Source organism: Sphaerotilus montanus (assembly GCF_013410775.1).
Lineage (GTDB): Bacteria > Pseudomonadota > Gammaproteobacteria > Burkholderiales > Burkholderiaceae_C > Sphaerotilus > Sphaerotilus montanus.
In genome coordinates this window covers 2,687,502-2,713,153 of the sequence record NZ_JACCFH010000001.1, presented here as the reverse complement: position 1 = coordinate 2,713,153, position 25,652 = coordinate 2,687,502, and the positions used below count along the sequence as shown (strand labels likewise).

25 protein-coding genes are annotated in these 25,652 nt (G+C 69.2%); 16 read left to right on the top strand and 9 right to left on the bottom strand.

Annotation, left to right across the window (positions count from 1 at the left end; translation table 11 throughout):
• The first annotated feature begins 9 nt into the window (after positions 1-9).
• From BDD16_RS12355 to BDD16_RS12325, 7 genes are read left to right on the top strand one after another with little or no spacing between them, the layout of a single operon-like run.
• On the top strand, positions 10-711 hold the full coding sequence (locus BDD16_RS12355; RefSeq protein ID WP_179634229.1) for a biotin-independent malonate decarboxylase subunit gamma: 702 nt from the start codon (positions 10-12) through the stop codon (positions 709-711).
• Positions 711-1,370 (top strand): malonate decarboxylase holo-[acyl-carrier-protein] synthase, encoded by a 660-nt coding sequence (gene mdcG, locus BDD16_RS12350; RefSeq protein WP_179634228.1) that lies wholly within the window; start codon positions 711-713, stop codon positions 1,368-1,370. Before BDD16_RS12355 ends, mdcG begins: the two co-directional genes overlap by 1 nt.
• Positions 1,367-2,260, top strand: a complete 894-nt coding sequence (mdcB, locus tag BDD16_RS12345; RefSeq protein WP_246332532.1) for a triphosphoribosyl-dephospho-CoA synthase MdcB — start codon at positions 1,367-1,369, stop codon at positions 2,258-2,260. The genes mdcG and mdcB overlap by 4 nt, the downstream gene beginning before the upstream one ends.
• Entirely contained in the window at positions 2,257-3,192 is a 936-nt protein-coding gene (locus BDD16_RS12340; protein WP_179634226.1) for an ACP S-malonyltransferase, read from the top strand. The genes mdcB and BDD16_RS12340 overlap by 4 nt, the downstream gene beginning before the upstream one ends.
• Before the next feature lie 5 nt (positions 3,193-3,197).
• Positions 3,198-3,815, top strand: coding sequence for an urease accessory protein UreE (gene ureE / locus BDD16_RS12335; protein WP_179634225.1), 618 nt, complete (start codon positions 3,198-3,200; stop codon positions 3,813-3,815).
• A complete protein-coding gene (locus BDD16_RS12330) occupies positions 3,815-4,537 on the top strand; it encodes an urease accessory protein UreF (RefSeq protein ID WP_179634224.1) in 723 nt (240 codons plus the stop codon). The genes ureE and BDD16_RS12330 overlap by 1 nt, the downstream gene beginning before the upstream one ends.
• Before the next feature lie 13 nt (positions 4,538-4,550).
• On the top strand, positions 4,551-5,768 hold the full coding sequence (locus BDD16_RS12325) for an MFS transporter (protein WP_179634223.1): 1,218 nt from the start codon (positions 4,551-4,553) through the stop codon (positions 5,766-5,768).
• Between the two features lie 4 nt (positions 5,769-5,772).
• On the opposite strand, the gene BDD16_RS12320 is transcribed toward BDD16_RS12325, so the two are convergent.
• The 3 genes from BDD16_RS12320 to BDD16_RS12310 all read right to left on the bottom strand — a co-directional run bounded on the left by BDD16_RS12320 (position 5,773) and on the right by BDD16_RS12310 (position 7,493).
• Positions 5,773-6,405 (bottom strand): hypothetical protein, encoded by a 633-nt coding sequence (locus BDD16_RS12320; RefSeq protein ID WP_179634222.1) that lies wholly within the window; start codon positions 6,403-6,405, stop codon positions 5,773-5,775.
• 23 nt (positions 6,406-6,428) lie between these two features.
• Positions 6,429-6,884 carry a hypothetical protein gene (locus BDD16_RS12315; protein ID WP_179634221.1) on the bottom strand — a complete coding sequence of 152 codons (456 nt, stop codon included), beginning with the start codon at positions 6,882-6,884 and terminating at the stop codon, positions 6,429-6,431.
• A gap of 108 nt (positions 6,885-6,992) precedes the next feature.
• Positions 6,993-7,493, bottom strand: a complete 501-nt coding sequence (locus BDD16_RS12310) for a hypothetical protein (RefSeq protein WP_179634220.1) — start codon at positions 7,491-7,493, stop codon at positions 6,993-6,995.
• A 224-nt stretch (positions 7,494-7,717) separates the two neighbouring features.
• Here BDD16_RS12310 and BDD16_RS12305 point away from each other — a divergent pair, with 224 nt between their 5' ends.
• Both BDD16_RS12305 and BDD16_RS12300 read left to right on the top strand, forming a co-directional pair.
• Positions 7,718-8,488: a ParA family protein gene (locus BDD16_RS12305; protein ID WP_179634219.1), complete on the top strand. Its 771-nt coding sequence runs from the start codon at positions 7,718-7,720 to the stop codon at positions 8,486-8,488.
• 278 nt (positions 8,489-8,766) lie between these two features.
• On the top strand, positions 8,767-9,750 hold the full coding sequence (locus tag BDD16_RS12300; RefSeq protein ID WP_179634218.1) for a glycosyltransferase family protein: 984 nt from the start codon (positions 8,767-8,769) through the stop codon (positions 9,748-9,750).
• Here BDD16_RS12300 and polA read toward each other — a convergent pair.
• A complete protein-coding gene (polA, locus tag BDD16_RS12295) occupies positions 9,728-12,577 on the bottom strand; it encodes a DNA polymerase I (protein ID WP_179634217.1) in 2,850 nt (949 codons plus the stop codon). The genes BDD16_RS12300 and polA overlap by 23 nt on opposite strands.
• 90 nt (positions 12,578-12,667) lie before the next feature.
• Between polA and BDD16_RS12290 the strand changes: the two genes are divergently transcribed.
• From BDD16_RS12290 to BDD16_RS12280, 3 genes are all read left to right on the top strand, one after another.
• A complete protein-coding gene (locus BDD16_RS12290; protein ID WP_179634216.1) occupies positions 12,668-13,639 on the top strand; it encodes a homoserine kinase in 972 nt (323 codons plus the stop codon).
• Between the two features lie 24 nt (positions 13,640-13,663).
• A complete protein-coding gene (locus BDD16_RS12285; RefSeq protein WP_179634215.1) occupies positions 13,664-14,434 on the top strand; it encodes a BPSS1780 family membrane protein in 771 nt (256 codons plus the stop codon).
• Positions 14,435-14,551: 117 nt separating this feature from the next.
• A complete protein-coding gene (locus tag BDD16_RS12280; protein WP_179634214.1) occupies positions 14,552-18,127 on the top strand; it encodes a calcium-binding protein in 3,576 nt (1,191 codons plus the stop codon).
• A gap of 36 nt (positions 18,128-18,163) precedes the next feature.
• Here BDD16_RS12280 and BDD16_RS12275 read toward each other — a convergent pair whose 3' ends face one another.
• Positions 18,164-18,937 carry an SDR family NAD(P)-dependent oxidoreductase gene (locus BDD16_RS12275; RefSeq protein ID WP_179634213.1) on the bottom strand — a complete coding sequence of 258 codons (774 nt, stop codon included), beginning with the start codon at positions 18,935-18,937 and terminating at the stop codon, positions 18,164-18,166.
• A gap of 39 nt (positions 18,938-18,976) precedes the next feature.
• Here BDD16_RS12275 and BDD16_RS12270 point away from each other — a divergent pair, with 39 nt between their 5' ends.
• The gene (locus BDD16_RS12270; protein ID WP_179634212.1) at positions 18,977-19,708 is read left to right on the top strand and encodes a hypothetical protein; all 732 of its coding nucleotides are present in this window, start codon (positions 18,977-18,979) and stop codon (positions 19,706-19,708) included.
• A gap of 131 nt (positions 19,709-19,839) precedes the next feature.
• Positions 19,840-20,637, top strand: coding sequence for a TIGR00266 family protein (locus BDD16_RS12265; protein WP_179634211.1), 798 nt, complete (start codon positions 19,840-19,842; stop codon positions 20,635-20,637).
• Here the strand turns inward: BDD16_RS12265 and BDD16_RS12260 are convergent.
• From BDD16_RS12260 to BDD16_RS12245, 4 genes are all read right to left on the bottom strand, one after another.
• On the bottom strand, positions 20,634-21,068 hold the full coding sequence (locus BDD16_RS12260; RefSeq protein ID WP_179634210.1) for a universal stress protein: 435 nt from the start codon (positions 21,066-21,068) through the stop codon (positions 20,634-20,636). The two genes, BDD16_RS12265 and BDD16_RS12260, sit on opposite strands and share 4 nt — an antisense overlap.
• Before the next feature lie 83 nt (positions 21,069-21,151).
• Positions 21,152-22,000 carry a sulfurtransferase gene (locus BDD16_RS12255; protein ID WP_179634209.1) on the bottom strand — a complete coding sequence of 283 codons (849 nt, stop codon included), beginning with the start codon at positions 21,998-22,000 and terminating at the stop codon, positions 21,152-21,154.
• Positions 22,001-22,025: 25 nt separating this feature from the next.
• Positions 22,026-22,934 carry a DMT family transporter gene (locus BDD16_RS12250; protein WP_179634208.1) on the bottom strand — a complete coding sequence of 303 codons (909 nt, stop codon included), beginning with the start codon at positions 22,932-22,934 and terminating at the stop codon, positions 22,026-22,028.
• Between the two features lie 87 nt (positions 22,935-23,021).
• A complete protein-coding gene (locus BDD16_RS12245) occupies positions 23,022-24,152 on the bottom strand; it encodes an aromatic ring-hydroxylating oxygenase subunit alpha (RefSeq protein ID WP_179634207.1) in 1,131 nt (376 codons plus the stop codon).
• A gap of 345 nt (positions 24,153-24,497) precedes the next feature.
• Here BDD16_RS12245 and xseB point away from each other — a divergent pair, with 345 nt between their 5' ends.
• Both xseB and BDD16_RS12235 read left to right on the top strand, forming a co-directional pair.
• Positions 24,498-24,740, top strand: a complete 243-nt coding sequence (gene xseB, locus BDD16_RS12240) for an exodeoxyribonuclease VII small subunit (protein WP_179634206.1) — start codon at positions 24,498-24,500, stop codon at positions 24,738-24,740.
• Positions 24,737-25,639 carry a polyprenyl synthetase family protein gene (locus BDD16_RS12235; protein WP_179634205.1) on the top strand — a complete coding sequence of 301 codons (903 nt, stop codon included), beginning with the start codon at positions 24,737-24,739 and terminating at the stop codon, positions 25,637-25,639. Before xseB ends, BDD16_RS12235 begins: the two co-directional genes overlap by 4 nt.
• Positions 25,640-25,652: the final 13 nt, after the last annotated feature.

The window sequence follows — 25,652 nt, the reverse complement described above, 5'->3', positions numbered from 1 at the left end:
AGCCTCCCGATGGACTGGCCCACCCTCGCCCACCGCCTGTTCGGCGACGCGCACCACCTCGTCGCCGACGGCGATTTCCTGCACGGCCACGCCGAGTTCGACGGCCAGACGATCACCGTGCTCGGCACGACGAACCACGCGCCGATCGGCGTGGCGCTCGCGCTGGCGCAGGCCCGCGGGGTGCTCGACACGCTGCGCGACCACCCGGGGCGGCCGATCCTGCTGCTGGTCGACACGCAGGGGCAGCAACTGCGCCGACGCGACGAGTGGATGGGCATCAACCGCGCGATGGCGCACCTGGGCTGCTGCATCGACCTGGCGCGCCGGCGGGGCCACCGCGTGCTCGGCCTCGTCTACGACCAGGCGCTGTCGGGCGGCTTCCTGACCTCGGGGCTGATCGCGGACGGCTGCTTCGCGCTGCCGGAGGCGGAGATCCGCGTGATGCGGCTGCCGGCGATGGCGAGGGTGACGAAGCTGCCCGAGGCGATGCTGGCCGCGCTGTCGGCGAGCAACCCGGTGTTCGCGCCGGGGGTGGAGAACTACGTGGCGATGGGCGGCGTGCGGGCGCTGTGGCGGGATGACCTGGCGGTCTGCCTGCGTGCGGCGCTGGCGGACACGCCGGTCACGGACACGCGGGCGGTGGATGGCGCGGCGCGCGGTGGGCGGCGGCTCGCGGCGGCGGTGATTGAGCGTGTGCTGAACGCGGCGTGATGGGGTCGGATCTGCAGCGCCACCAGCTCGTGCGCCTGACGCCCGAGGGTTGGGCGGGCGTTCAGTCGATAGATCGTGAACCCATAGCCCAGGCGGCGCTGGCGCATTGGGCCGCGCACGACCTGCCGCTGGTGGTCACCCGGCAGCGCGTGGACGACGGAGAGCAGGTCGCACTCGGGCTGCCCGCGCCGACATGCTGGGGGCGGCTGCGACTGGCACTGTCGGTCCCGGCGGCGGCGCTGCGCCATCCGCACGGCTTCCCCGAACCGACGGCGATCACGCCGCTGCTGGCACCGCCGGTGCGCGCCGCCTGGACCACGCTGGCCGACAGGCTGGCCGCACTGGGCGTGGCGCCGCAGGTCTACGGCAGCCACGGCTGGCAGGCGATCACCGGGTTGGCCTACCTGCGCGAAGGCTCGGACCTCGACCTGTGGCTGCCGGTGCGGGACGCGGCGCAGGCGGATGCCGCCGCGGCGCTGCTCGACGACGCCGACTGGCGCGGCCCGCGGCTGGACGGTGAGATTGGCCTGCCGGATGGCGCGGCCGTGGCGTGGCGTGAATGGCGGCAGTGGCGCGCGGGCCAAGCTGATGCGGTCCTCGTCAAGCACCGAACCGGCGTCCGTCTGGAGCGGGGATCGCAATGGCTGATCCGCAATTGATTTCGACTACGACCGCGGTCGCACACGACCCGGCGCGCCTGCAAGCCATCGGCCGCGCCGCCACCGTCGCGCTCTACGACGAACTCGCGCTCTACCCCAAGCCGGGGCTGGTCTCGTTCATCGACACCGGCAGCCACGCCGACATGGACGCGGGCACCTTCCTGCGCAGCCTGTTCGCGCTGCGCCACTACTTCGTGCGCATCGCAGAAGCCGGCGCGCAGCACGCCCCGTTCGCCACGCTGGAGCACCTCGGCATCGCCGCCGAAGCGCGGATGCTGCGGGCCACCGGCGGCGTCAACACGCACCGCGGGGCGATCTTCAACCTGGGCCTGCTGTGCGCCGCCGCGGGCCGCCTGCACGCCGAGGGCACAGCGGCAACACCCGCCCGCCTGCGCGCTGCGCTGCTCGACGGATGGGGCGAGGCGCTGCGTCGCCGCTGCGGCCACACGGGTGAGTCAAACGGCCAGCGCGTGGCGCAGCAATTCGGTCTGCGCAGCGCGGGCGAAGAAGCCGCACGCGGGTTGCCGGTGTTGTTCGAGGTCGCGGTGCCCGCGCTGCAGACCGCCCGCGCAGCCGGCCTGTCCCCCCGCGACGCGCGGCTGCAGACCTTCTTCCACATCCTGGCCACGCTCGACGACACCAACCTCGCCCACCGCGGCGGCCTCGCTGGCCTGCGCGACGCCCAGCGGCTGGCGCAGGACTACCTGGCCGACGGCGGCGTGTGGCAGCCCGACGCGATCGCGCGGGCCGAGGCGATCCACCGCCACTTCGTCGCGCGGCGCCTGTCGCCCGGCGGGGCGGCTGACGTGCTGGCCGCAGCGGGCTGGGTGCTGCGTGTCAGTCCCCCACCCGTCATGCCCGCGAAAGCGGGCACCCACGCAAGCGCATGAGCCTGGGACTCCTCCTCCCTGGTCAAGGCACGCAGCATCCCGCGATGCTGCCGTGGTTGCTGCAGACCGAGGCGCCCGATCCGACGCTCGACCGACTCACCACCGTGCTGGGCATGGACTGGCGCACACGGCTGGACGATCCACGCTGGGCGACGCGCAACGCCGTGGCGCAACCACTGATCACGGGCCTGGCGCTGGCGCTGTGGGCGCGGCTGCGGGCGGACCTGCCAGCACCGACCGCCGTCGCCGGCTACAGCGTCGGTGAAGTCGCCGCGTTCAGCATCGCCGGCGTGTTCGACGCCGACACGGCGCTGGACCTCGCGCAGGCCCGCGCCCAGGCCATGGACGACGCGGCGGCGCGCCACCCCGCGGGCGGCCTGCTCGCGGTGCGCGACCTGGCGGCGGACGCGCTCGCGCCGGTGCTGCAGCGCCACGGCCTCGCCGTCGCGATCCGGCTCGGGCCGCAGCGCCACATCGTCGGCGGCCCGGCGACTGCGCTGGCGGCGGCCGAGCATGAACTCGTCGCGGACGGCGTGTCCTGCACACGGCTTGGCGTGCAGATCGCCTCGCACACGCCGATGCTGGCCGACGCGGTGCCTGCGCTCGCCGCCGTGGTCGGGACGCGCACCTTCTCCACGCCTCGCGCCGCGCTGGTCTGCAACGCCACGGGCGAAGTCGTGCGCCGGCCGGCTGCGCTGCGCGACGCCTTCGCCCGGCAGGTGGCGCAGACGGTGCCGTGGGACCGCTGCATGGAGGCGGTGGCCGAACGCGGCGTGCAGTGCGTGCTGGAACTCGGTCCCGGCACGACGCTGTCGAAGATATGGAACGCTCGTTTCCCCGGCATCGCGGCGCGCTCGGCCGACGAGTTCACCCACCCGGAGGCCGTGATCGCCTGGGTACGCCAGCAGATCGCCCGCGCCACCGCACAATAGACGCCATGCTCACCGTCAACAAACTCCTCCCCGGCGGCCAGGGTCTGGCCCAGGTCCTCCTCAAGCGCGCACCGTCCGTCGAACTCGACTGGGACGTGCGCCAGAAGAGCCGCTTCGACGCGACCGACAGCAGCGGGCGCCACCTCGGCGTCTTCCTGCCGCGCGGCACGCTGGTGCGCGGCGGCGATGTGCTGATCGCCGAGGACGGCTCGATGGTGCGCGTGCTCGCGGCGCCGCAGCCGGTGCTGGTCGTGCGCCCCTGCAGCGAACACGGCACGCCCTTCGACCTCGTGCGCGCCGCCTACCACCTGGGCAACCGCCACGTGCAGCTCGAACTGCAGCCCGACCACCTGAAATTCGAGCCCGACCACGTGCTGGCCGACATGCTGCGCCAGATGCACCTGATCGTCACCGAAGAGCAGTCCGCCTTCGAGCCCGAGGGCGGCGCCTATGCCGCGGGCGGACACAGCCACGGACATGGCGGTCACGACCACCACGACCACGGCCATGCGCACGCCCTGGCGCCGGTCGCCGCCCCCGTGCGCGGCAAGCCGTTGAACATCGCCGTGCGCGCCGCCGATGTGCCGCATGTCCACGGCCCCGGCTGCGGCCACGACCACTGATGCCGCGGGTCCGTGCCAAGCCGCCGACGCTGTCGCCGTCGGCACTGCTGCAATTGATGTGGCTGGCCTCGCCCGCACTGCCGGTGGGCGGGTTCAGCTACTCCGAGGGACTGGAGGCGGCCATTGATGCCGGGTTGGTGCGCGATGAGGCCGGCGTGTCCCGCTGGCTGGTCGATCAGCTGCACCTGGCGCTGGCCCGCGCCGACCTGTCGGTGGTCGCCCGGGCGCACGCCGCCTGGCGCCAGCGCGACAGCGTCCGCATCACCGAACTCAACGACTGGGTGCGCCTGACCCGCGAGAGCAGCGAGTTCCGCCAGCAGACCGAGCAGATGGGCCGCTCGCTGGGCGCGTGGCTGGCGACGCAGGACGCAGACCTGGCGTTCCCCGACCAGCGGATCGCCGAACTCGCCGCACTGAAGCCGGCACCGAGCTGGCCGGTGGCGTTCGCGCTGGCCGTCGAGCGCACCGGCGCCCCCTTGAGAGAAGCACTGCTCGCGCACGCCTTCGGCTGGGCCGAGAACATGGTGCAGGCCGCGATCAAGTCGGTACCGCTGGGCCAGAGTGCCGGCCAGCGCATCCTCGCCGCGCTGGTCGAGACCATTCCCGCCGAGGTCGAACACGCGCTGACGCTGCCCGACAGCGCCCGGCAGGCGCACACGCCGATGCTGGCCATCCTCTCGGCGCAGCACGAGGCGCAGTACTCGCGGCTGTTCCGTTCATGAGCGACCACGCGGCATGAAGGCGCTGCTGGCCCACCGCGCCTACGTCTTCTTCTGGTGCACCCGGCTGAGCGCACAGCTTGCCGCGCAGATGCTGATGGTGGCGCTGGGCTGGCAGATGTACGACCTGACCGGCAGCGCCTGGGACCTCGGGCTGGTCGGCCTCGCGCAGTTCCTGCCGGCGCTGCTGCTGACGCTGCCGGCCGGCCATGTCGCCGACCGCCACCACCGCGGCCGGATCATGATGGCCGCCACGCTGCTGCAGGCCGGCGTCGCCCTGGCCCTGACACTGGCGACCCACCACGGCGCCATGGCCCGGGAGCTGATCCTCGGGGTGTCGATCGTGCTCGGGGTGGCCAAGGCCTTCCAGATGCCCGCGAGTCAGGCGCTGCCGGCGCTGCTGGTGCCGCCGACGCTGCTCGGGCAGGCCGTGGCGCTTGGCTCCAGCGGCATGCAGGTGGCGATCATCGGCGGGCCGGCGCTGGGCGGGTTTCTCTATGTGGCCGGCGCAGATGTCGTCTACGCGGCCGGCACGGGTTTCCTGCTGCTCGCCTGCGGACTGGCGCTGGGCATCCGCTACGACACGCCGGCGGCGCCACGCGAGCCGGCGAGCTGGACCAGTGTCTTCGCCGGGATCCACTTCCTGCGGGGCCAGCCGGTGATGCTGGGCGCGATGTCGCTGGACCTGTTCGCGGTGCTGCTCGGCGGGGCCACGGCGCTGCTGCCGATGTACGCGAAGGACATCCTGCACACGGGACCGTGGGGGCTGGGGCTGCTGCGTGCCGCGCCTGCAGCCGGCGCGCTGCTGGTTTCGGTCTGGCTGGCGCGCCGGCCGCTGGAGCGCCGCGTCGGGCGCACGCTGATCGGCGCAGTGGCGGTGTTCGGCCTGTGCCTGCTGGTGTTCGCGCTGTCCACCTCGTTCTGGCTGTCGCTGGTGGCGCTGCTGGCCTCGGGTGGCGCCGACATGGTCAGCGTGGTGATCCGCCAGACGCTGGTGCAGCTCGGCACGCCGGACGCCATGCGCGGCCGGGTCAGCGCCGTCAACTCGATCTTCATCGGCGCGAGCAACCAGCTCGGAGAGTTCGAGTCCGGCGCCACCGCCGCGCTGCTCGGGCCGGTCGGCTCGGTGCTGCTCGGCGGGGTGGGCGTGCTGGTGGTCGCGGGGCTGTGGATCCGGTGGTTCCCGGACCTGTGGCGGCGCGACCGGCTGCACGCCAGTCCACCGCCCGCCTGATGCCTCAGGACGCCGCCTTGGCCTTCGAGATGTCGGCCGGATCGGCCTGGTAGTCCTCGGTGTCGGCCGGACAGACCAGCTCGGCCGGACGCGCCCACGGCTTGTCGACGTAGGTCTGCCAGTCCTTCTGGTTGGCGGGATAGTTCTCCACGCCGGTCACGTCGCCGCAGGTCTGTGCCGACACCGACTGGCCCGGCCCGATCACCACGACCGCGCCGGCCTTGAGCGTGCACTTCGCGACCCAGGTCAGGTCGTTCCAGCCGTTGCAGATCTCGTAGGCGGTGCGGTACTGCGCCTGCGTGCCCTTGGGCGCGTCGTAGGCCCACCAGCCGCCGATGCGGTTGGTGAGACCGCTGGCGTTCTTCTTGGTCGGGCCGCTCCACATGCGCCAGACAGTCACGTCCTGCGTCAGGCGGATCACCGTGCCTTCGACCACGCCGCCCTCACCGGCAGCCTTGACCGCGGAGGTGATGACAGCGCGGGGGTAGTCGGCGTCGGTGGTGGCCAGCACCTCGGCCTTGCCGGCAAGCTGGGTCGGCAGGCGTTCGTCATCGGAGCCGCTGTCGAGGCTGACGCAGCCTCCGAACAGGACCAGCAGGGGCAGCAGTGCCCGGGAAACAGAGTGCAGCGCAAACATGGCGGAACCTCGAAGGGCAAGGATCAACAACCCAGCCGCAAGGCCGGGGTCGATTCCATGGGAAAACTGCCCTCGCCGCGTGGTGTCCGGATCCGGTAGTGCGCATCGTCCTCGGACCAGGCTTCGCAGTCGCCCAGCACGAGTCGGGCCGCCCGCGCGACCACCAGTCCGGAGGCCAGCTGCAGCCCGCGCGGCGACCAGATCGACAGCACGGTCTCGTGGCCCTGCCGGCTTTCGTGCACCAGCCTCAGATCGAGGCGGTCGCCTTCGGCCTGCACCGACACGACGACAAAACTCTGGTCATTCGGCCGCACCACGGCAAATCCCCAGAATCGAATATCCCCGAAGGAACGATGGAGCCACTGGCCGCGCAATTGCTGTGCATATTGCTCGATCAATATCGACGGAGACAGGTCGTCTGCAGGCATGGATACTGATTCAGGTCTTGAGGGCAGTTTCAGTTCATGGAACGTGAACAAGGTCACACTCCAATCAAATCACATTTTTTCCGTTTTCAGCGCCACCCCACAAGGAAACAAATTGAAACTTCATGTCTGCGTGTGATGCCGGAACCACCGCCGGCCCGCTCAACCCGGCTGGATCCCGCGGAGGAAGTCGAGTCCGCGGCGCACCCATTGCCCGCGGAGGCGGTGCATCACGCCGGACGACCCCGCGCCAATCGAGAAGCGGCCCTGCAGCAAGGGCGTGCGGTGGGTGAGTTTCAGCGACAGGCCGTCGAAGGGAAAGACCTGCGGCACCGCCTCGTTGCAGCGCGGCCGGTGCTGCATCACCAGCGCGGTCTCGCAGGCGGCCAGATCTGGCAGGGCCACCGAGCCGAAACTGAACGACAGGCTGTCGTCCGGACCGAGACAGGCCCGCCACTGGTCGGCCAGCCGGTGCTCGGCCAGGCACTCGTGCACATTGGGCGAGCCCCCGATGTAGAGCAACTCCAGCATGGTGGTGGACTTGGACAGGTCGTTGAAATGCGCCCGATAGACACAGAAGACGCCCGCCCGGCGCGGCATCAGCCCGCGGTTGTATTCGCTCCAGTAACCGGAGAACTTGATCGAGACGTCTTGTACTGCCATGAGGACCGCCACCCCTTGCCCTGATATGAGAAAAGTGCAATTCTGAATGGATACCCTCTGGTCCGGCATCCCCCGAGCCCCCGGTACCGGGGGCATCAGGTGCATTTTCAGGCCGGAATGGTGCAGCACCCCTGATGCGACGTCGCGATGGTGCAACGCGGAAAATTCCCCCAGACTGGGCACAATCCAGCACTCCGTCACACCAACCTTCCGGGACCAAGCTCATGCGCCGTGTCGTCTTCAACCAAAAGGGGGGGGTCGGAAAATCCACCATCACCTGCAACCTGGCGGCCGTCAGCGCACAGCAGGGCCTGCGCACGCTGGTGCTCGATCTGGATGCCCAGGGCAACAGCACCCGCTACCTGCTCGGCAGCCAGGCCGACGGGCTGACGGTGGATCTGGCCGGCTTCTTCGACCAGACGCTCAAGTTCAACCTGCACCCGCGCAGCACGGCCGAGTTCGTGGTGCCGACCCCGTTCGAGAACCTGCACCTGATGCCGTCCAGTCCGGCGCTGGAGGAACTGCAGGGCAAGCTCGAATCGCGCTACAAGATCTACAAGCTGCGCGACGCGCTGGACGAGATCGCTGACCGCTATGACCGCATCTACATCGACACGCCCCCCGCGCTGAACTTCTACACCCGCTCGGCGCTGATCGCGGCCGATCGCTGTCTGGTGCCCTTCGACTGCGACGACTTCTCGCGCCGCGCGCTCTACGCGCTGATGGAGAACGTCCAGGAGATCCAGGCCGACCACAACCGCAAGCTGCAGGTCGAAGGGATCATCGTCAACCAGTTCCAGGCACGGGCCAGCCTGCCGCGCAAGGTGGTGGCCGAACTGATCGCGGAGGGCCTGCCGGTGCTGCATCCCTATCTGTCGTCCACGGTCAAGGTCAAGGAATCCCACGAACAGGCGCTGCCGATGGTGCACCTCGATCCGAAGCACCGCCTGACCCTGGAGTACATCGCGCTGCACGACGCCCTGCGCACCGATTGAGGTGGGCATACATCCGGATACTGGCGAGACTTCACGACGGACTACGATCCGCGCAGTACCAATCCCCCGAACCCGGTGCTTTCGCAGCGGCACGGCCACGTCGAGACAGTTTGTATCGATAGAGTGCAGCAAACACCCCATCGGATATTGATTTTCAGTGTCCAGTGGTCGAGAAATCAGATCGATTTCATCGCTGCACACCCATGACCGCACTGCTGTATTCGCCCAATCCCCTGACGACGGGTCACCCGCGGACCACGTCCGCACGCCGCGTCCCGATGCCTCTCACGTCAGAATTTGCGCCCCTGGTGACGGATCCGCTGCCAGCCCCCCCGGCGAACACCTCGTCCGCCGCCGCACCCATCGCGCTGTTTCTCTACCGCCGGCCGCGCCACACGCTGCGCTGCCTGCAATCGCTGGCGCGCAATCCCGAGTTCCTCGACAGCCCGCTCTACCTGTTCTGCGACGGCCCGAAAGACGCCGTCGATGCGGCCGCGGTCGAGGAAGTCCGGCGCATGGCCCATGCCCTGCCGCACCCCGGCAAGGTCATCATCGAATCCACGACCAACCGCGGTCTGGCCGACTCGGTGATTGCAGGCGTGACACGCGTCGTGCAGGAGCACGGCCGGGTGATCGTGGTCGAGGACGATCTGGTGCTGGCGCCGTCATTCCTGGCGTTCATGAACCAGTCGCTGCGCCACTACCGGGACAATCCGCTGGTGATGCAGGTGTCGGGACACATGTACCCGGTGGACACCGGCAGCACCAGTGACGCGGTGTTCATGCCGATGGCCTCCTCGTGGGGCTGGGCGACCTGGGACCGGGCCTGGCGCCGTTTCGACCCGGACATGCGCGATTTCCAGATGCTGGTCGAGCAGTCGGCCCTGCGCCGGCAGTTCGACATCGATGGCGCCTTCCCCTACTTCTCGATCCTGAAGCGCCAGCGCGCCGGCAAGGCCGACTCCTGGTTCATCCGCTGGTACCTGAGCTTGTTCATGCACGGCGGCATGACGCTCTACCCGCGCCAGAGCCTGGTCCGCAACGAAGGCTTCGACGGCACTGGCGTGCACTGCGGCGTGGGCGGCTCCCCCTACGACGCGACCGACGCCTTGCCCGACCGCCCGCTGACCCGCCTGCCCGACACCGACCATGTCGATGCCCACGCGCTGGCCCGGGTGCGCACCTTCCTGGCCGCGCAGAACACCTTCTGGCAGCGGGCCAGGCGGCGCCTGCGCACGCTCAGTGCGCCTCGTCCCAGTTGAGACCGACCCCCACCTCGGCCAGCAAGGGCACCTTCAGCGCAGCGACCCCCGCCATCAGCCGCGGAATCGCCTCGCGCGCCCAGTCCAGTTCGGCCTCGGGCACCTCCAGCACCAGTTCGTCGTGGACCTGCATCACCATGCGGGTGGCGCGGCCCTCGGCGTCCAGCGCGCCCTGCACGGCGATCATCGCCAGCTTGATCAGATCGGACGCCGTGCCCTGCATCGGCGCGTTGATCGCCTGACGTTCCGCCGCGGCCTTGCGCGGGCCGCTGCCACCCTGGATGTCGATCAGGGTGATGCGCCGGCCAAAGATCGTTTCGACGTAGCCCTGCGCGCCGGCCAGCGTCCGTGTCTCGTCCATGTAGCGCTTCACGCCGGGATAGCGGGCGAAGTAGCGGTCGATGTAGTCGCGTGCGGCCTTGACCTCGATCCCCAGGCTCTGCGCCAGGCCGAAGGCGCCCATGCCGTAGATCAGCCCGAAGTTGATGGTCTTGGCGTAGCGGCGCTGCTCGGAACTCACCTCCGCCAGCGGCACGCCGAACACCTCGCTCGCCGTCGCGCGGTGCACGTCATGCCCCTCGGCGAAGGCACGCAGCAGGGCCGGGTCGTCTGACAGGTGCGCCATGATGCGCAGTTCGATCTGCGAGTAGTCGGCGCTCATCAGCCGGTGGCCGTGCGGCGCGATGAAGGCTTCGCGCACGCGGCGGCCTTCCGCCGTGCGGATAGGGATGTTCTGCAGGTTCGGCTCGTTGCTCGCCAGCCGCCCGGTCACCGCCACCGCCTGCGCGTAGTTGGTGTGGATGCGGCCCGTGACCGCGTTGACCATCAGCGGCAGCTTGTCGGTGTAGGTGCTCTTGAGCTTGGCCAGGCCGCGGTATTCGAGCAGGCAGGCCGGCAGCGGGTAGTCGGCGGCGAGTTCCTGCAGCACCTCCTCGTCCGTGCTCGGCGCGCCGGACGCGGTCTTCTTCTTCACCGGCAGGCCCTGCTTGACGAACAGGATCTCGCCGAGCTGCTTCGGGCTGCCGAGGTTGAAAGGCTGCCCGGCGAGTTCATGCGCCTTGGCTTCGAGCACGACGAGGCGCTCGGACAGCTCCTGGCTCTGCCGCGCCAGCACCGCCGCGTCCAGCAGCACGCCGTGGCGCTCCATGCGCGCGAGCACGACGGACGTGGGCATCTCGATGTGCTCGTAGACATGGCGCATGCCGGCGTGGTCGGGCGCGCTCAGGTCGGGCCACAGCGTCTGGTGGACCTGCAGCGTCATCTCGCTGTCCTCGCCCGAATAACGCGCCGCGCGCTCGACATCGACCTGGCTGAACGGGATCTGGTGCACGCCCTTGCCGCACAGGTCCTCGTAGCTCAGCCCGCTGCGGCCGAGGTGGCGCTGGGCCAGGCTCTCCAGCCCGTGCGGCTTGTGTGCTTCGAGCACGTAGCTCTCCAGCATCGTGTCGTGCCGGTAGCCGCGCACCGTGATGCCGTGGTTGGCGAAGACATGGGTGTCGTACTTGATGTTCTGGCCAACCTTGGCCGCGCCGGCATCCTCCAGCCACGGCTTCAGCAGCGCCAGCACCTCGTCGAGCGGCAACTGCGCCGGCGCGCCCGCGTAGTCGTGCGCCAGCGGGAGGTAACACGCCTCCTGCGGCCGCACCGCGAAGCTCAGGCCGACGATGCGGGCGCGCATCGGGTCGAGCGAGTCGGTCTCGGTGTCGAGCGCGACCAGTTCGGCGCCACGGATCGTCGCCAGCCAGCCGTCGAGCGCCTCGCGGGTCAGCACGGTGTCGTAACGGCCGGTCTCGGGCAGCGCGGCGGCGGCGGTGTCGACCTCGGGCGGCGGGTCGGCAAACAGGTCGTCCATGTGGCCGATCGGCTTCGGCGCAGCCGCCTGGGCCGCTGCCTGCGCCGCCGCATTGGCGACGACGGCCAGCAGTTCCTTCTCCAGCTCGAAGCGCCAGCTCTTGAAGCCGTAGCGGACATAGAAATCCAGCAGGCCCGGCTTGTCCAGGGGCCGCAGCGCCAGCGTGTCCATCACCGGCCAGTCGGCGATGTGCGGCGCGAGGTCGCAGTCGAGCTTGACGGTGATGAGCTTGCGGCCCATCGGCAGCCAGTCGAGCGCCTTGCGCAGGTTCTCGCCCGCGACACCCTTGATCGACGCCGACGCCGCGATCACGCCGTCCAGCGAATCGTGTTCGGCCAGCCACTTCACCGCCGTCTTCGGCCCCACCTTCTCGACGCCGGGCACGTTGTCCACCGCGTCGCCGATCAGCGTCAGGTAGTCGATGATCCGCTCGGGCGGCACGCCGAACTTGGCGACGACACCGGGGATGTCCAGCGTCTCGTTCGTCATCGTGTTGATGAGCGTGACGTGTTCGTTGACGAGCTGCGCCAAGTCCTTGTCGCCAGTGGAAACCACGACGCGGTGCCCCCGCTCGACCGCCACCTTGCACAGCGTCCCGATCGCGTCGTCCGCCTCGATGCCCGGCACTTCGAGCACCGGCCAGCCCATCAGCCGCACGACCTCGTGGATCGGCTCGATCTGCAGCCGCAGGTCATCGGGCATCGGCGGGCGGTGGGCCTTGTACTGGTCGTACCACGTGTTGCGGAAGGTCGGGCCCTTGGCGTCGAAGACACAGACCGCGTGTTCGGACGGGATCTGCTCGCGCAGCCGGCGCAGCATGTTGATCAGCCCGTAGATGGCCCCGGTGGGCGCGCCTTCGGCGTTGCGCAGGTCGGGCATCGCGTGGAAGGCACGGTAGAGGTAGCTCGATCCGTCCACCAGCAGCATCGTGGGGCGGTCGGCGGGCGCGGGAGTGGCGGCGGCGGGCAGGTTCATGGGGAGATTGTCGGCGATCGTCCCGTGGCCGCCACCTACAATGCGGCCCTGGTCTCGCCGCTCCTTCTGTCTCCTTTCCTTCTGTTGCCGATGGCTGTTTTCACTGAAGTGTCCCTCGACGCGGCCAATGCGCTCGTCGAACGTCTGGGTCTGGGATCGGTCACCGCGCTGCGCGGCATTGCCTCCGGCATCGAGAACACCAACTACTTCGTCACCACCGACCGCGACCAGCAGTGGGTGCTGACGCTGTTCGAGCGACTCACGTTCGAGCAGCTGCCGTTCTACCTGCACCTGATGAAGCACCTGGCCGAACGCGGCATCCCGGTGCCCGATCCGCAGGCGGACACCAGCGGCGAGATCCTGCACACCGTCTGCGGCAAGCCCGCGGCGCTGGTCAACAAGCTCTCGGGCGGCCACCAGCTCGCACCGTCCATCTGGCACTGCCAGCAGGTCGGCCAGATGCTCGCGCGGATGCACCTCGCCGGCCGCGACTACCCCCGCCACCAGCCCAACCTGCGCGGGCTGGACTGGTGGGTGGAGACGGTGCCGGTGGTCGTGCCCTACATGGACGCGAACGCCCGCCGCCTGATCGAGGACGAACTGGTCTTCCAGCGCCACCTCGCCGAGACGTCCGCGTACCTGGCGCTGCCGCGCGGCCCGGTCCACGCCGACTTGTTCCGCGACAACGTGATGTTCGACGGCCTGCCCGGCCACGAGAAGCTGACCGGCTTCTTCGACTTCTACTTCGCCGGCGTCGACACCTGGCTGTTCGACCTCGCGGTGTGCCTGAACGACTGGTGCATCGACCTCGACACCGGCCGCCTCATCGAGGAGCGGGCCAGCGCGATGGTCGCCGCCTACGACACCGAATGCCCGATGAGCGCGGACGAGCTGCGTCTGCTGCCGGCGATGATGCGCGCTGGCGCACTGCGCTTCTGGACCTCGCGCCTGTGGGACTTCCACCTGCCACGCGAAGCCAGCATGCTCAAGCCGCACGATCCCACCCACTTCGAGCGCGTGCTGCGCGAGCGGGTCGCCAATCCCTGGCACTGGGTGCGCTGAAGCACCACACACGATGAAGGCACCATGAAATTACGCGTCGCAACGCCGCGGGACGGCCTGCAGTGGATGCTCGGCGGCGTCCGGCTGGCTCGCCAGCAGACCCTCGGTCTGGCTGGTCTGTTCGGCATGATGATTTTCGGACTGGCACTGTTCCTCGGGCTGCCCTGGATCGGCCCGGTGCTGGTGGCCGTGCTGCTGCCGTCGCTGACCGCCGGATGGGTGGATGCCGCCGCCGCCGTGCAGGCAGGTGAACGCCCCCTGCCCTCGCACCTGATCGGCCCGCTGCGCTCGGCCGCCCGTCCGGCGCTGCTGCAGCTGGGCGGGCTGAACGCACTCGCCTCCTTCGTCCTGCTGCTGCTGGCCGATGCCCTGGACCCCGGCATGTCCGATGCCTGGACCGTGATGCGCGACAACGACACCACTGCCGAAGCAACGCTCGATGCCATCGGCGCCCTGCAACAGGGCATGGTGCTGCGCGCCGTGCTGCTGCTGCCGCTGGTGCTGACGATCTGGCACGCACCGGTCATCATCGTGCGCACGGGAGCCGGTCTGGGCAAGGCCCTGTTCATCAGCGCAACCGCCAGCTGGCGCAACCTCGGCGCCTTCGTGGTCTACGGCGTGTGCTGGGTGCTGGCCGATCTGGTGCTGTCGCTGCTGCTCGGCGGCCTGATGGCTGCCCTCGGCCTGGGACAGGCCGCCATGCTGCTCGTGCTGCCCGGCGCGATGATCTTCTCCGGCGCGTTCTATGCCTCGCTGAAAGCCACCGTGGACGGCTGCATCGACTTCGAGGACTGATCTGCACCACCCACCCCCTGAATGAAGGGGTACGCGGCGTACCAACATGGCCTGAAAACGCAAAAATCCCCCCCCTGTTCAGAGTTTGATGAATTTCAACAATCCTCAGGGGGATGCATGGGTATCACACGCTACGGCACAGCAGGGCGCGACAGCCTCGTCGGCACCACCACCAACGACCTGCTGCACGGTCTCGACGGTGACGACACGCTCAATGGCCTGGAGGGCAACGACACCCTCTACGGCGGCACCGGCAACGACACGCTGCGCGGCGACATGGGCACGCTGTCCTTCTACGGCGGCGCCGGCAATGACACCCTGCTGACCGGAGGCATGGCCAGCATGACGGCCTACTTCGGCCGCGGCGACGGGCGCGACACCATCGCCGGCCATCCCGACTGGGCGGTCGGCACCAACACCCTGCAATTCACCGGCGCCATCGCCAAGAGCGACATCGCCGTGTCCGTCTCCGGCAACGCGCTGGTGCTGTCCATCCGCGGCACCACCGACGCGGTCACCATCGACAGCTTCTACAACTACGGCCCGCCCACACCCGAAGGCGCCAACATCGGCGGACGCATGACCGGGGTCCAGCTCGTCAAGTTCGCCGACGGCAGTTCCTGGACGATGGACGACCTCAAGGCCCTCGTCTTCGCTGGCACCACGGGCAACGACAGCGTCCGCGGCACCTGGCAGGCGGACACCCTCGCTGCCGGCGCCGGCAACGACACGCTGTATGGCCACGGCGGCAATGACGCGATCGACGGCGGTGCCGGCAGCAACTGGATCGACGGTGGCAGCGGCAACGACACCATCCTGGGTGGCCACGACGGCAACGACGCGCTCTACGGTGGCGACGGCGACGACTCCCTCAACGGCATCCAGGGCAACGACACCCTCTACGGCGGCACCGGCAACGACACGCTGCGCGGCGACATGGGCACGCTGTCCTTCTACGGCGGCGCCGGCAACGACACCCTGCTGACCGGCGGCATGGCCAGCATGACCGCCTACTTCGGCCGCGGCGACGGTCAGGACACCATCGCCGGCCACCAGGACTGGGCCACCGCCGTCAGCACGCTGCAGTTCACCGGCGCCATCGCCAAGTCCGACATCGCCGTTTCGGTCTCCGGCACCGCGCTCGTCCTGTCGATCCGCGGCACCACCGACGCGGTCACGGTCAGCAGCTTCTACAACTACAACTCTCCCACCGTCGAAGGCGCCAACATCGGCGGCGGCATGACGGGCGTGCAACTCGTCAAGTTTGCCGATGGCAGTTCCTGGACGATGGACGACCTCAAGGCCATCGTCTTCGCCGGCACCACCGGCAACGACAGCCTCCGCGGCAGCTTCCGCAACGACACCCTCTCCGGCGGCCTCGGCAACGACACCCTGGGCGGCATGGGTGGCAACGACTGGCTCGACGGCGGCGCCGGCAACGACGCGATGGCCGGTGGCTCCGGCAACGACACCTATGTCGTCGACGCCACCGGCGACACCGTGCTCGAACTCGGCAACGACGGCACCGACACCGTCCGCAGCAGCCTCAGCTACACCCTGGGCAACTTCGTCGAGAACCTGACGCTCACCGGCACCGCCCTGGCCGGCACCGGCAACACGCTGGCCAACGTCCTCACCGGCAGTGACGCCGCCAACGTGCTGACCGGCGCGGGCGGCAACGACACCCTCTACGGCGGCGACGGCAACGACACGCTGCTTGGCGATGCAGGCGACGACTGGCTGGACGCCGGAAGCGGCATCGGCAACAACTCGCTGGATGGCGGTGCGGGGCATGACACCCTGCTGGGCAGTGCCATGGGCGACGATGTGCTCCAGGGCGGCGAAGGCAACGACTCGCTCTATGGCCTCCAAGGCAGCGACACCCTCTACGGCGGCGCGGGCAACGACATCCTGCGCGGCGACATGGGCACACTGGCCTTCTACGGCGGCACAGGCAGCGACGTCCTCATGTCCGGCAGCATGAACTCAATGACTGCCTTTTTCGCCCGTGGTGACGGCCAGGACACCATCGTCGGCCACACCGACACGTCCATGAGCACCACCACGCTGCAGTTCACCGGCGCCATCGCCAAGTCCGACATCGACCTGCGTGTCTCGGGCAGCGCACTGGTCCTGTCCGTGCGTGGCACCACCGACAGCGTCGCGATCGACCGCTTCTACAACTACGGCCCGTCCTCGCCGGAAGGCGCCAACATCGGCGGACGCATGGCGGGCGTGCAGCGTGTCCAGTTCGCCGACGGCAGCGCGTGGACGGAGGACGACCTCAAGGCCCTCGTCTTCGCCGGCACCACCGGCCACGACGCCATCAATGGCACCTGGCAGGCCGACACGATCTCCGGCGGCACCGGCAATGACCAGCTCATGGGCATGGGCGGCAACGACCGGCTCGACGGCGGTGCGGGCGACGACATCCTGTCCGGTGGCAGCGGACGCGACACGCTCATCGGCGGCACCGGCAATGACCAATATCTCCTGTGGAGCCCGGAAGGGAATCCGACCGACGGAGTCCTTGATGTCATCGTCGAAGCAGCCGATGGCGGCATCGACACCGTGGTGGCACCCGACAGCTACACCCTCGGTGCCAACCTAGAAAACCTGGTCGTCAACGGCCTCGCCTACACCGCTGCAGACATCGCCAGCAAGGTCTTCACCGGCACGGGCAACGCGCTCGCCAACAAGCTCGAAGGCAGCGACCTGCGCAATGTGCTGAACGGTCTGGCCGGCAATGACCAGCTGCTGGGCTACGGCGGAAACGACGCGCTCTACGGCGGCGACGGCCTCGACACCCTCTCGGGTGGCACGGGCGATGACAGCCTCTGGGGCGGCACCGGCAACGACGTGCTCTACGGTGAAGCCGGCAACGACCTGCTGTCCGGCGAAACCGGCAATGACACGATGGTCGGCGGCCTGGGCAACGACACCTACCTCGTCAACGACAGCGGCGACATGGTGACCGAGCAAGTGGGCGAAGGCACCGACCTCGTGCAAGCCAGCCTCCACCACATCCTGGCCACCAACATCGAGAACCTGACGCTGCTCACCACCGCCGCCCTGAACGGCACCGGCAACCTGCTGAACAACACCATCACCGGCAACAGCGCCGTGAACGTGCTGACCGGCGCGGGGGGCCACGACACGCTCTACGGCCTGGGGGGCAACGACATCCTCTACGGCAGCTACTCGGGCAACGACGCGCTCCACGGCGGCGACGGCCACGACGCGCTGAACGGCCTCTACGGCAACGACACCCTCTACGGCGGCACCGGCAACGACACGCTCGACGGCTCCTGGGGCAACGACACCTACCAGTTCGGCCGCGGCGAGGGCCAGGACCGCATTCTCGAATCCGACAACACCACCACGGGCGTGGACACGCTCCAGCTCTTCGCCGGCGTCAGCCGCGACCAGGTCTGGTGGCGCAAGTCGGGCAGCGATCTGGAGATGAGCATCATCGGCACCACCGACAAGGTGACGGTGCGGAACTGGTACGCCGGCAAGGCCTACCACGTCGAGCAGTTCCGCACTGCCGACGGCAAGGTGCTGCTCGACACGCAGGTGGACCAGCTGGTCAACGCGATGGCGGCGTTCGCCCCCCCGGCCGCCGGTCAGACCACGCTGTCGACGGCCTACCAGACCGCGCTGAACCCGGTGATCGCGGCGAACTGGAAATAAGGCCGCCCGCAGCGTGCGGAAGCGAGGGCAAGCGCCTCAGCCCTCGCGCACATCCGCGATGGGCTGGGCGCCGAAATCGGCCCGGTCCAGCCAGGCCAGCACCTTGGCCGCTGCCGCTTCGGCGCTGTCGAGCAGACCCGCGTCCTTCAGCTGCACGAAGCGCAGGCGGTCCGGAAATGCCGCCGGATCGCCCGCACGCAACTGCACCTGCATGTCGGTGTCGACCACGCCCGGTGCCAGCGAGACGATGCGCGCCGGGTGCGGGCGCTGCGCCTCTTCGAGGGCGACGGCGCGGCTGTAGTGGTCCATGCCGGCCTTGGCGGCACAGTAGGCCGCGCTGCCGGCCATCGCCCGCCGGCCCAGCCCGGACGAGACATTCAGCACCTTCACCGCGCCCGCCTGCCGCGCCGACCAGCCTTCGGTGCCGCGCAGGAACGCGGCCGTGAGCAGCATCGGCGCCTCCAGCCCGACCCGCAGCGCGTTCGACAGCTCGGCAGCGCTGCTCGCCCCGATCGGTCCGAGCGGCGACAGCACCCCGGCGTTGTTGAGCAGCGTGGCGCTGGCAAAGGCGTCGGCGGGCTGCGCGGCGAGCCAGTCGGCCAGCGCCTGCGCCGCTGCGGGCGCATCGGCCAGATCCAGCGCCCAGGACAGGCAGCGGCTGCCCTGCTGCTGCGCCCGGTCGGCCAGGCTGGCGTCCGGGTGGCGCGCCAGCGCGATCAGCACATGGCCGGAGGTCTGCAGCCACTGGCGGGCCACCGCGAGCCCCAGTCCGCGCGACGCGCCCGTCAGAATCATCAGATGTTCAGTCATGCCGGCGATTGTGGCGAAGTCCCGGGTATGCTCGAAACCATGCCATCGAATGAACCCACTACTCGGCTCGGCACCGGGCGCATGGTCGCCCTGCTGCTCGTCGGCACGCTGACTTTCCTCGTGATCGCACTGGTCGCACCCTGGGTCTGGCAGACCTTCAGGAGCGCGTCCGGACCCGCCGCCATGGCCGCAGCACCGCTGGCCGGACTGCCCTGGCAGATCGAGCGCCGCCCCGATGGCAGCAGCCTGGTCTTCGGCCTCGACCTCGGCCATGGCACGCTGCAGCAGGTCGCCACGCGCTGGCCCGACGAGAAGCTGGAACTGGCCCTCGTGCGCGATCCGCAAGGCGTCTTCACGCTGGAGGGCTATCTGGAGAACATCCGCGCCGGCTTCGTGCAGGGCAAGATGGTGCTGACCGGCGCCGCCGACACCGCCACGCTCCAGGCCTGGTCCGAACGCGCCACCCACCGCGAGCCCCAGCCCAGCGGCACCTGGCGCCTGACGCTGAACCCGCAGGACCAGGCCACGGCGCTCGCCGCCCCGCTGGCCGGGCTGGTGTTCCTGCCCGCCGCACGCTTCGACGAGGCCACCGCCGTCGAGCGCTTCGGCCCCGCACCCGAACGTCTCACCACCCAGGATGGCACGGTGCACCTGCTCTACCCGGAACAGGGCGTGGTCATCGCGCTGGACCCGCAGGAGCGCGCCAAGCCGGTGCTGCAGTATGTGGCGCCGTCTGCATTCGACCGTCTGCGCGCACCCCTGAAGCGTTGACCGGTGCGGGGGGCGTCAGGCGAGAATCAGCACTCTTCCTCACCACCCACGACACGCTCATGTCCCTCTTCGATTCATTCTCCGGTGCGTCCTCCTCGCCCGCCCCAGGTGCCGCAGGCACACCGACGGCCATGGACGCGATCGACTACGAGATCAAGGGCTCCGAGATGCAGTTCGTCGAGATCGAACTGGATCCCGGCGAGGCCGCCATCGGCGAGGCCGGCAGCCTGATGTTCATGGAGGCCGGCATCGACATGGACACCGTCTTCGGCGACGGTGCGAAACAGGGCGCCGGCGGCAGCGGCTTCATGAGCAAGCTGCTCGGCGCCGGCAAGCGGCTGATCACGGGCGAATCGCTGTTCACCACGGTCTACACCAACCACGCCAGCGCGAAGCAGCGTGTGGCGTTCGCCGCCCCCTACCCTGGCAAGATCCTGCCGATGGACCTGCGCCAACTCGGCGGCATGCTCATCTGCCAGAAAGACGCCTTCCTGTGCGCGGCACGGGGGGTCTCGCTGGGCATCCACTTCCAGCAGAAGCTGTCGGTCGGCTTCTTCGGTGGCGAGGGCTTCATCATGCAGAAGCTCGAAGGCGACGGACTGGCCTTCGTGCACGCCGGCGGCAGCATCGTGCGCCGCGAACTGCGCCACGGCGAGACCCTGCTGATCGACACCGGCTGCATCGTCGCGCTGACACCGAATGTCGATTTCGAGATCCAGTACGTCGGCAAGATCAAGACCGCACTCTTCGGAGGCGAGGGCCTGTTCTTCGCCAAGGTCACCGGCCCGGGCACGGTGTGGATGCAGAGCCTGCCGTTCTCGCGCCTGGCCAGCCGCATCTTCGCCGCCGCGCCGCAGAACGGCGGCTCTCAGGAAGAAGGCTCGGTGCTCGGCGGCGGGATGCTGGGCAGCCTGCTGGGCAACCGTTAACGCACCACCAGCACCGGCACGGTGCTGTGCGTGAGCACCTTCTGCGTCTCGCTGCCCAGCAGCAGCGCCGCCATGCCGCGCCGGCCGTGCGAGGCCATCACGATCAGGTCGGCGCCCTGCTCCTTGCCGTAGTCGATCACGGCTTCCCAGGGGTGCACGGCCTCGACCGTCGCCGCCGTGCAGGCCACGCCGCTGGCTGCGCAGAGCGCCTTGACCTGCTCGACATGCTTGTTAGCGATGCGGTCCTGCGCGTCGAAGAACTCCTGCGGCGGGATGGGCTGCATCTCGGAGATGGCGCTGTAGGGAAACGGCTCCTTGACCGCCAGCGTCACGAGCTTCGCGCCGAAGGTCTTGGCCAAGGTGATGGCCGTGTCGACCGCCTTGGCGGTGATCTCGGATCCATCGGTCGGAACCAGAATGCATGTGTACATGGTGTACCTCCTGAAGATGGCCCCATGATGCGCGCCCGCGGTGGCGCCGACTTGAGGATCGTCAAGAAAGCCGCCATCCGCGTTCAGCCCCGCGCCACCGGCCGGCGCCCGTCGCGGCACCACTCGCTCCACGAGCCGGCATAGAGCGTGGCCGCCGGCAGACCGGCGATCTCCATGGCCAGCAGGTTGTGGCAGGCCGTGACACCCGAGCCGCACTGGTGGACGACCTCGCCTGCGCCAAGCAGCGGCGTGAACGCGGCCCGCAGCGTCTCCGGCGCATGGAAGCGGCCATCCACGCCCAGGTTGGCGCTGAACGGACGGTTCAGCGCACCGGGAATGTGGCCGGCGACGGGGTCCAGCGGCTCGACATCGCCGCGGTAACGCTCCGGCGCGCGGGCGTCGATCAGCGTGACGCGGCCGAGTTGCGCCTGCAAGGCGTCCGCCGTGATGATGCGCTGCCCCGCTTCAGGGGACAAGGGATAGGCGGAGGCCGGCACAGGCGACCGCGCCGCGCCGGTTTCCAGCGTCCCGCCGGCCGCGGTCCAGGCGGCCACGCCACCGTCCAGCACGGCCACCGCGGTGTGCCCGATCCAGCGCAGCATCCACCACACGCGGGCGGCGAACATGCCGCCCTGTGCATCGCAGACCACCACCGGCGTGGCGGGCGTGATGCCGAGCCGGGCGACCGTGGCGGCGAAGTGTTCACGGGTCGGCAGCGGATGGCGCCCGCCGCACAGCGCAGGCACGTCGCCCTTGGCGCTCAGGTCGCAGTCGAGGTGCACGTACTGCGCTCCGGGAATGTGACCGGCGAGGAAGGCCTCGGCGCCAGCGTCGGGCCGGGCGAGGTCGAAGCGGGCGTCGAGCACGCACACGGCGCCCGCAAGGGCGCGCAGTTCGTCGGCACGGATCAGGGGTGTCGGGAGCGTCGTCATGGTGGCAGCGGGGTTGGGTGGATCTTCAGGTTTCGAGGTCGGGGGGCAGCGTGTCTCGTTCATTCTGGCGCGGCCCGGTGCCGTGGCGCAGCCGGGTCGCGGTGATGCCGGCACCCACCACCAGCACCATGCCGGCCAGCGCCAGCGGATGCACCGGATCGTCGAACAGCAGCACGCCGAACACGAACGCGAATGCGATGCCGAGGTACTGCAGGCTCGCGTTCACCAGCGGTCGGCCGATCGCGAAGGCGCGGGTCATCGCCAGTTGTGCGGCGGTGGCGAACAGCCCGACGGCCAGCACCAGTGCGGCAGCCGTCCAGCCATGCCATGGGCTCAATCCGCCGTTGAGCAGCGTCAGCACCAGGCCTGCCAGCGTGCCGCCGCAGGAAAAATAGAACACCACGCGGGTCTCCGGTTCCCCCGCGCGGCCGAGGGCGGTGACCTGCAGATAGGCCATCGCCGACAGCATGCCCGAGCCGAAACCGACAACGCCGTACCAGAGCTGGTCGCGGTCGATGCTCGGGCGCAGGATGGCCGCCACGCCGACGAAGCCGGCCAGCACGGTGGCGATCAGCCGCGGGTTGATCTTCGCACCGCCCATCAGCACCGAGCCGCCGATCAGGAACATCGCCATCCAGATCGGCGACATGTAGTTCAGCGTCATCGCGGTGGCCAGCGGCAGCCCGCTGATGGCGTAGAACCACAGGCACAGCGAGGACACGCCGACGATGCTGCGCCAGACGTGCATCCACGGCACCGCCGTGCGCAGCGACTGCCCGCGCACGCGCAGCAGCACCGCCATCGCCACCGCCCCGATCAGGCCGCGGTACATCACGATCTCGCCGGTGCCGAAGTACGCACTGGCGAGCTTGACGCACACGCCCATCAGCGCAAAGAGAAACGAGGCCAGAACCATCAGCACGGGAGCAGTCATGCCCCCGATGCTAACGACCCTGGCCTCGACATCGCCGCGTGGCTCGGACCTCCGGCATTCCCGCGCAAGCGGGAACCCACGCGCCGATCAGTCCTTGAACGCCATCACACGCCGATACCACTCGTGGAAGTGCTGCATCCCGTCCTCCATCGGACTCTGGTACGGCCCGACCTCGTTGTCCCCGCGCAGCATCAGCGCCTTGCGGCCCGCGTCCATGCGCTCGCCGATCTCGTCGTCCTCGATGCAGGTCTCCATGTAGGCGGCCTTCTGGGCCTCCACATAGTCGCGCTCGAAGGCGGCGATCTCTTCCGGGTAGTAGAACTCCACGGTGTTGAGCGTCTTCGTCGGGCTGATCGGGTGCAGCGTGGACACCGTGAGCACGTTCGGATACCACTCGACCATCACGCTCGGGTAGTAGGTCAGCCAGATCGCGCCGTGCTTGGGCATCACGCCGTTCTGGTACTTCAGCACCTGCTCGTGCCAGCGCTCGTAAGTGGGCGAGCCCGACTTGCCCAGCGCCTTGCCCGCGCCCTGCGCCACACCGACCGTCTGCACCGAGTACGCATCGCCCATCTCCCAGCGCAGGTCGTCACAGGTGACGAAATTGCCCAGCCCGGGGTGGAAGGGACCGACGTGGTAGTCCTCCAGGTAGACCTCGATGAAGGTCTTCCAGTTGTAGTTGCACTCGTGCTGCACGACGTGGTCGAAGACATAGCCCTCGAAGTCCAGCGCCTGGCGTGGCCCCATGCCGGCCAGATCGGCGGCCACGTCGCGGCCACCGTCCGTCCGCTCGAAGACCATGCCGTTCCAGACCTGCACCGGGTAGTTGCGCAGGTTCAGGCACGGGTCTTCCTTGAAGTGCGGCGCGCCGATCAGCTGGCCCTGCAGGTCGTAGGTCCAGCGGTGCAGCGGGCACACGACATTGCTGCCGGTGTGGCCGCGGCCCTTGAGCATCACGGCCTGCCGGTGGCGGCAGACGTTGGAGACCAGCTCGACGCCGTTCTTGGTGCGGATGAGCGCGCGCCCCTCGCCTTCGTGCGCGAGGGCGTGGTAATCGCCAACCTCGGGCACCATCAGCTCGTGCCCGACGTAGCGCGCACCGGAGGGGAAGATGAGACGCATCTCCCGGTCGAAGAGGGCCTGGTCGAAGTAACTCGTGACCGGCAATTGAGTGCGGCTGCGTTGAAGAGCGTCGAGTGTGATGCTCAGGTCGGACATGATCCCCAGGATCTCCAAAAATCCATGTCGAACCACCACCCCATGTTCTGGCCCCAACCAAGGGCGTTTGCCATTTCGAAGGCAAGGTGTTTTGCGACACACGACGGTGTTGCAGCGGGCCGGGGTGGGCGGACGCCCAAGGCGAACCGCGGATTTTAACCCAGACCGGGACCACGGCCATTGGCCACGGGAAATGTGCAGTATTTCCTGCCGCCCTGTTCACCGGGTACAACAGGGCCCAGCAGACCGCAGCGGCTTCAGCGGCCCTGCAGCGCCGCGGCGTGTACAGGACGGAACATTCGAGCCCCGCCAAGCCCCCTACAATCAAGGACTTTTCCCGACGCCATGCCCCAGAGCGCCTCCGACTCCCCTTCCCGCGAGCCCGCCAGCTACGAGAGTGCACTGGCCGAACTCGATCGTCTCGTGCAGGCGCTCGAATCCGCGCAGATGCCGCTTGATGCGTTGCTGGACGGTTACCGCCGGGGTGCCGAGTTGCTGGCCTACTGCCGCAGCCGCCTTGACGCGGTGGAGCAGCAGGTCAAGGTGCTGGACGGCGGACAGCTCCAACCCTGGAACGATCCCACATGAAGCGCTCTGCCTTCGATGCCTGGATGCGCGCGCAGCTCGAAGCGGTCGAAGCCGCGCTGTGCGTCCATGTCCGCGCCGACGCCCCCGCCGGACTCGGCCTCGCGATGCGCTATGGCGTACTGGATGGCGGCAAGCGACTGCGCCCGCTGCTGGTGCTGGCCGCCGCACAGGCCGTCGACGGGCATGCCGAGGCGGCAGTGCGCGCGGCCTGCGCAGTCGAGCTGATCCACGCCTACTCGCTCATCCACGACGACATGCCCTGCATGGACAACGACGTGCTGCGCCGCGGCAAGCCGACGGTGCACGTGCAGTTCGGCGAAGCGCGCGCCATGCTGGCCGGCGACGCGATGCAGGCACTGGCCTTCGAGGTGCTCACGCCCCCGCCCGCCGCCGCTGGCGACGTGGTCCCCGACGCGCTGCAGGCCCGCCTGTGCCGCCTGCTGGCCCGGGCGTCCGGCGTCGAGGGCATGGCCGGCGGCCAGGCCATCGACCTCGCCAGCGTCGGCAAGCCGCTGACCGAGACCGAACTGCTCGACATGCACGGCCGCAAGACCGGCGCGCTGCTGCAGAACAGCGTCCTGATGGGGGCCGCCTGCGGTCAGCCGTCCGCTGCCACATGGGACGCGCTGTCCGAGTTCGGTGCCGCCCTGGGCGTGGCCTTCCAGGTGGTCGACGACATCCTGGACATGACCCAGAACTCCGAGGTCCTCGGCAAGACCGCCGGCAAGGACGCCGACCAGAACAAGCCCACCTACGTCTCGCTGCTCGGCCTCGACGGGGCGCGCGAACGCGCCGCCACCCTGCACGCCCGAGCCCTGTCCGCCCTGTCCGCCTCCGGCCTGGGTGACGTCCATGCCTTGGCCACCCTGGCCGACCGCATCCTCGATCGCGACTCCTGAGCCGCGACCGCAC

Bases quoted from the DNA above. Each gene is read 5' to 3' on its own strand.
- BDD16_RS12355 (WP_179634229.1), top strand. From the start codon at position 10: ATGGACTGGCCCACCCTCGCCCACCGCCTGTTCGGCGACGCGCACCAC.
- BDD16_RS12250 (WP_179634208.1), bottom strand. From the start codon at position 22,934: ATGACTGCTCCCGTGCTGATGGTTCTGGCCTCGTTTCTCTTTGCGCTG.
- polA (WP_179634217.1), bottom strand. From the start codon at position 12,577: ATGAACCTGCCCGCCGCCGCCACTCCCGCGCCCGCCGACCGCCCCACG.
- BDD16_RS12310 (WP_179634220.1), bottom strand. From the start codon at position 7,493: ATGGCAGTACAAGACGTCTCGATCAAGTTCTCCGGTTACTGGAGCGAA.
- BDD16_RS12260 (WP_179634210.1), bottom strand. From the start codon at position 21,068: ATGTACACATGCATTCTGGTTCCGACCGATGGATCCGAGATCACCGCC.
- BDD16_RS12275 (WP_179634213.1), bottom strand. From the start codon at position 18,937: ATGACTGAACATCTGATGATTCTGACGGGCGCGTCGCGCGGACTGGGG.
- BDD16_RS12280 (WP_179634214.1), top strand. From the start codon at position 14,552: ATGGGTATCACACGCTACGGCACAGCAGGGCGCGACAGCCTCGTCGGC.
- BDD16_RS12300 (WP_179634218.1), top strand. From the start codon at position 8,767: ATGCCTCTCACGTCAGAATTTGCGCCCCTGGTGACGGATCCGCTGCCA.
- xseB (WP_179634206.1), top strand. From the start codon at position 24,498: ATGCCCCAGAGCGCCTCCGACTCCCCTTCCCGCGAGCCCGCCAGCTAC.
- BDD16_RS12340 (WP_179634226.1), top strand. From the start codon at position 2,257: ATGAGCCTGGGACTCCTCCTCCCTGGTCAAGGCACGCAGCATCCCGCG.
- BDD16_RS12285 (WP_179634215.1), top strand. From the start codon at position 13,664: ATGAAATTACGCGTCGCAACGCCGCGGGACGGCCTGCAGTGGATGCTC.
- BDD16_RS12320 (WP_179634222.1), bottom strand. From the start codon at position 6,405: ATGTTTGCGCTGCACTCTGTTTCCCGGGCACTGCTGCCCCTGCTGGTC.
- BDD16_RS12290 (WP_179634216.1), top strand. From the start codon at position 12,668: ATGGCTGTTTTCACTGAAGTGTCCCTCGACGCGGCCAATGCGCTCGTC.
- BDD16_RS12265 (WP_179634211.1), top strand. From the start codon at position 19,840: ATGGACGCGATCGACTACGAGATCAAGGGCTCCGAGATGCAGTTCGTC.
- BDD16_RS12305 (WP_179634219.1), top strand. From the start codon at position 7,718: ATGCGCCGTGTCGTCTTCAACCAAAAGGGGGGGGTCGGAAAATCCACC.
- mdcG (WP_179634228.1), top strand. From the start codon at position 711: ATGGGGTCGGATCTGCAGCGCCACCAGCTCGTGCGCCTGACGCCCGAG.
- BDD16_RS12325 (WP_179634223.1), top strand. From the start codon at position 4,551: ATGAAGGCGCTGCTGGCCCACCGCGCCTACGTCTTCTTCTGGTGCACC.
- BDD16_RS12245 (WP_179634207.1), bottom strand. From the start codon at position 24,152: ATGTCCGACCTGAGCATCACACTCGACGCTCTTCAACGCAGCCGCACT.
- BDD16_RS12255 (WP_179634209.1), bottom strand. From the start codon at position 22,000: ATGACGACGCTCCCGACACCCCTGATCCGTGCCGACGAACTGCGCGCC.
- BDD16_RS12270 (WP_179634212.1), top strand. From the start codon at position 18,977: ATGCCATCGAATGAACCCACTACTCGGCTCGGCACCGGGCGCATGGTC.
- ureE (WP_179634225.1), top strand. From the start codon at position 3,198: ATGCTCACCGTCAACAAACTCCTCCCCGGCGGCCAGGGTCTGGCCCAG.
- BDD16_RS12330 (WP_179634224.1), top strand. From the start codon at position 3,815: ATGCCGCGGGTCCGTGCCAAGCCGCCGACGCTGTCGCCGTCGGCACTG.
- BDD16_RS12235 (WP_179634205.1), top strand. From the start codon at position 24,737: ATGAAGCGCTCTGCCTTCGATGCCTGGATGCGCGCGCAGCTCGAAGCG.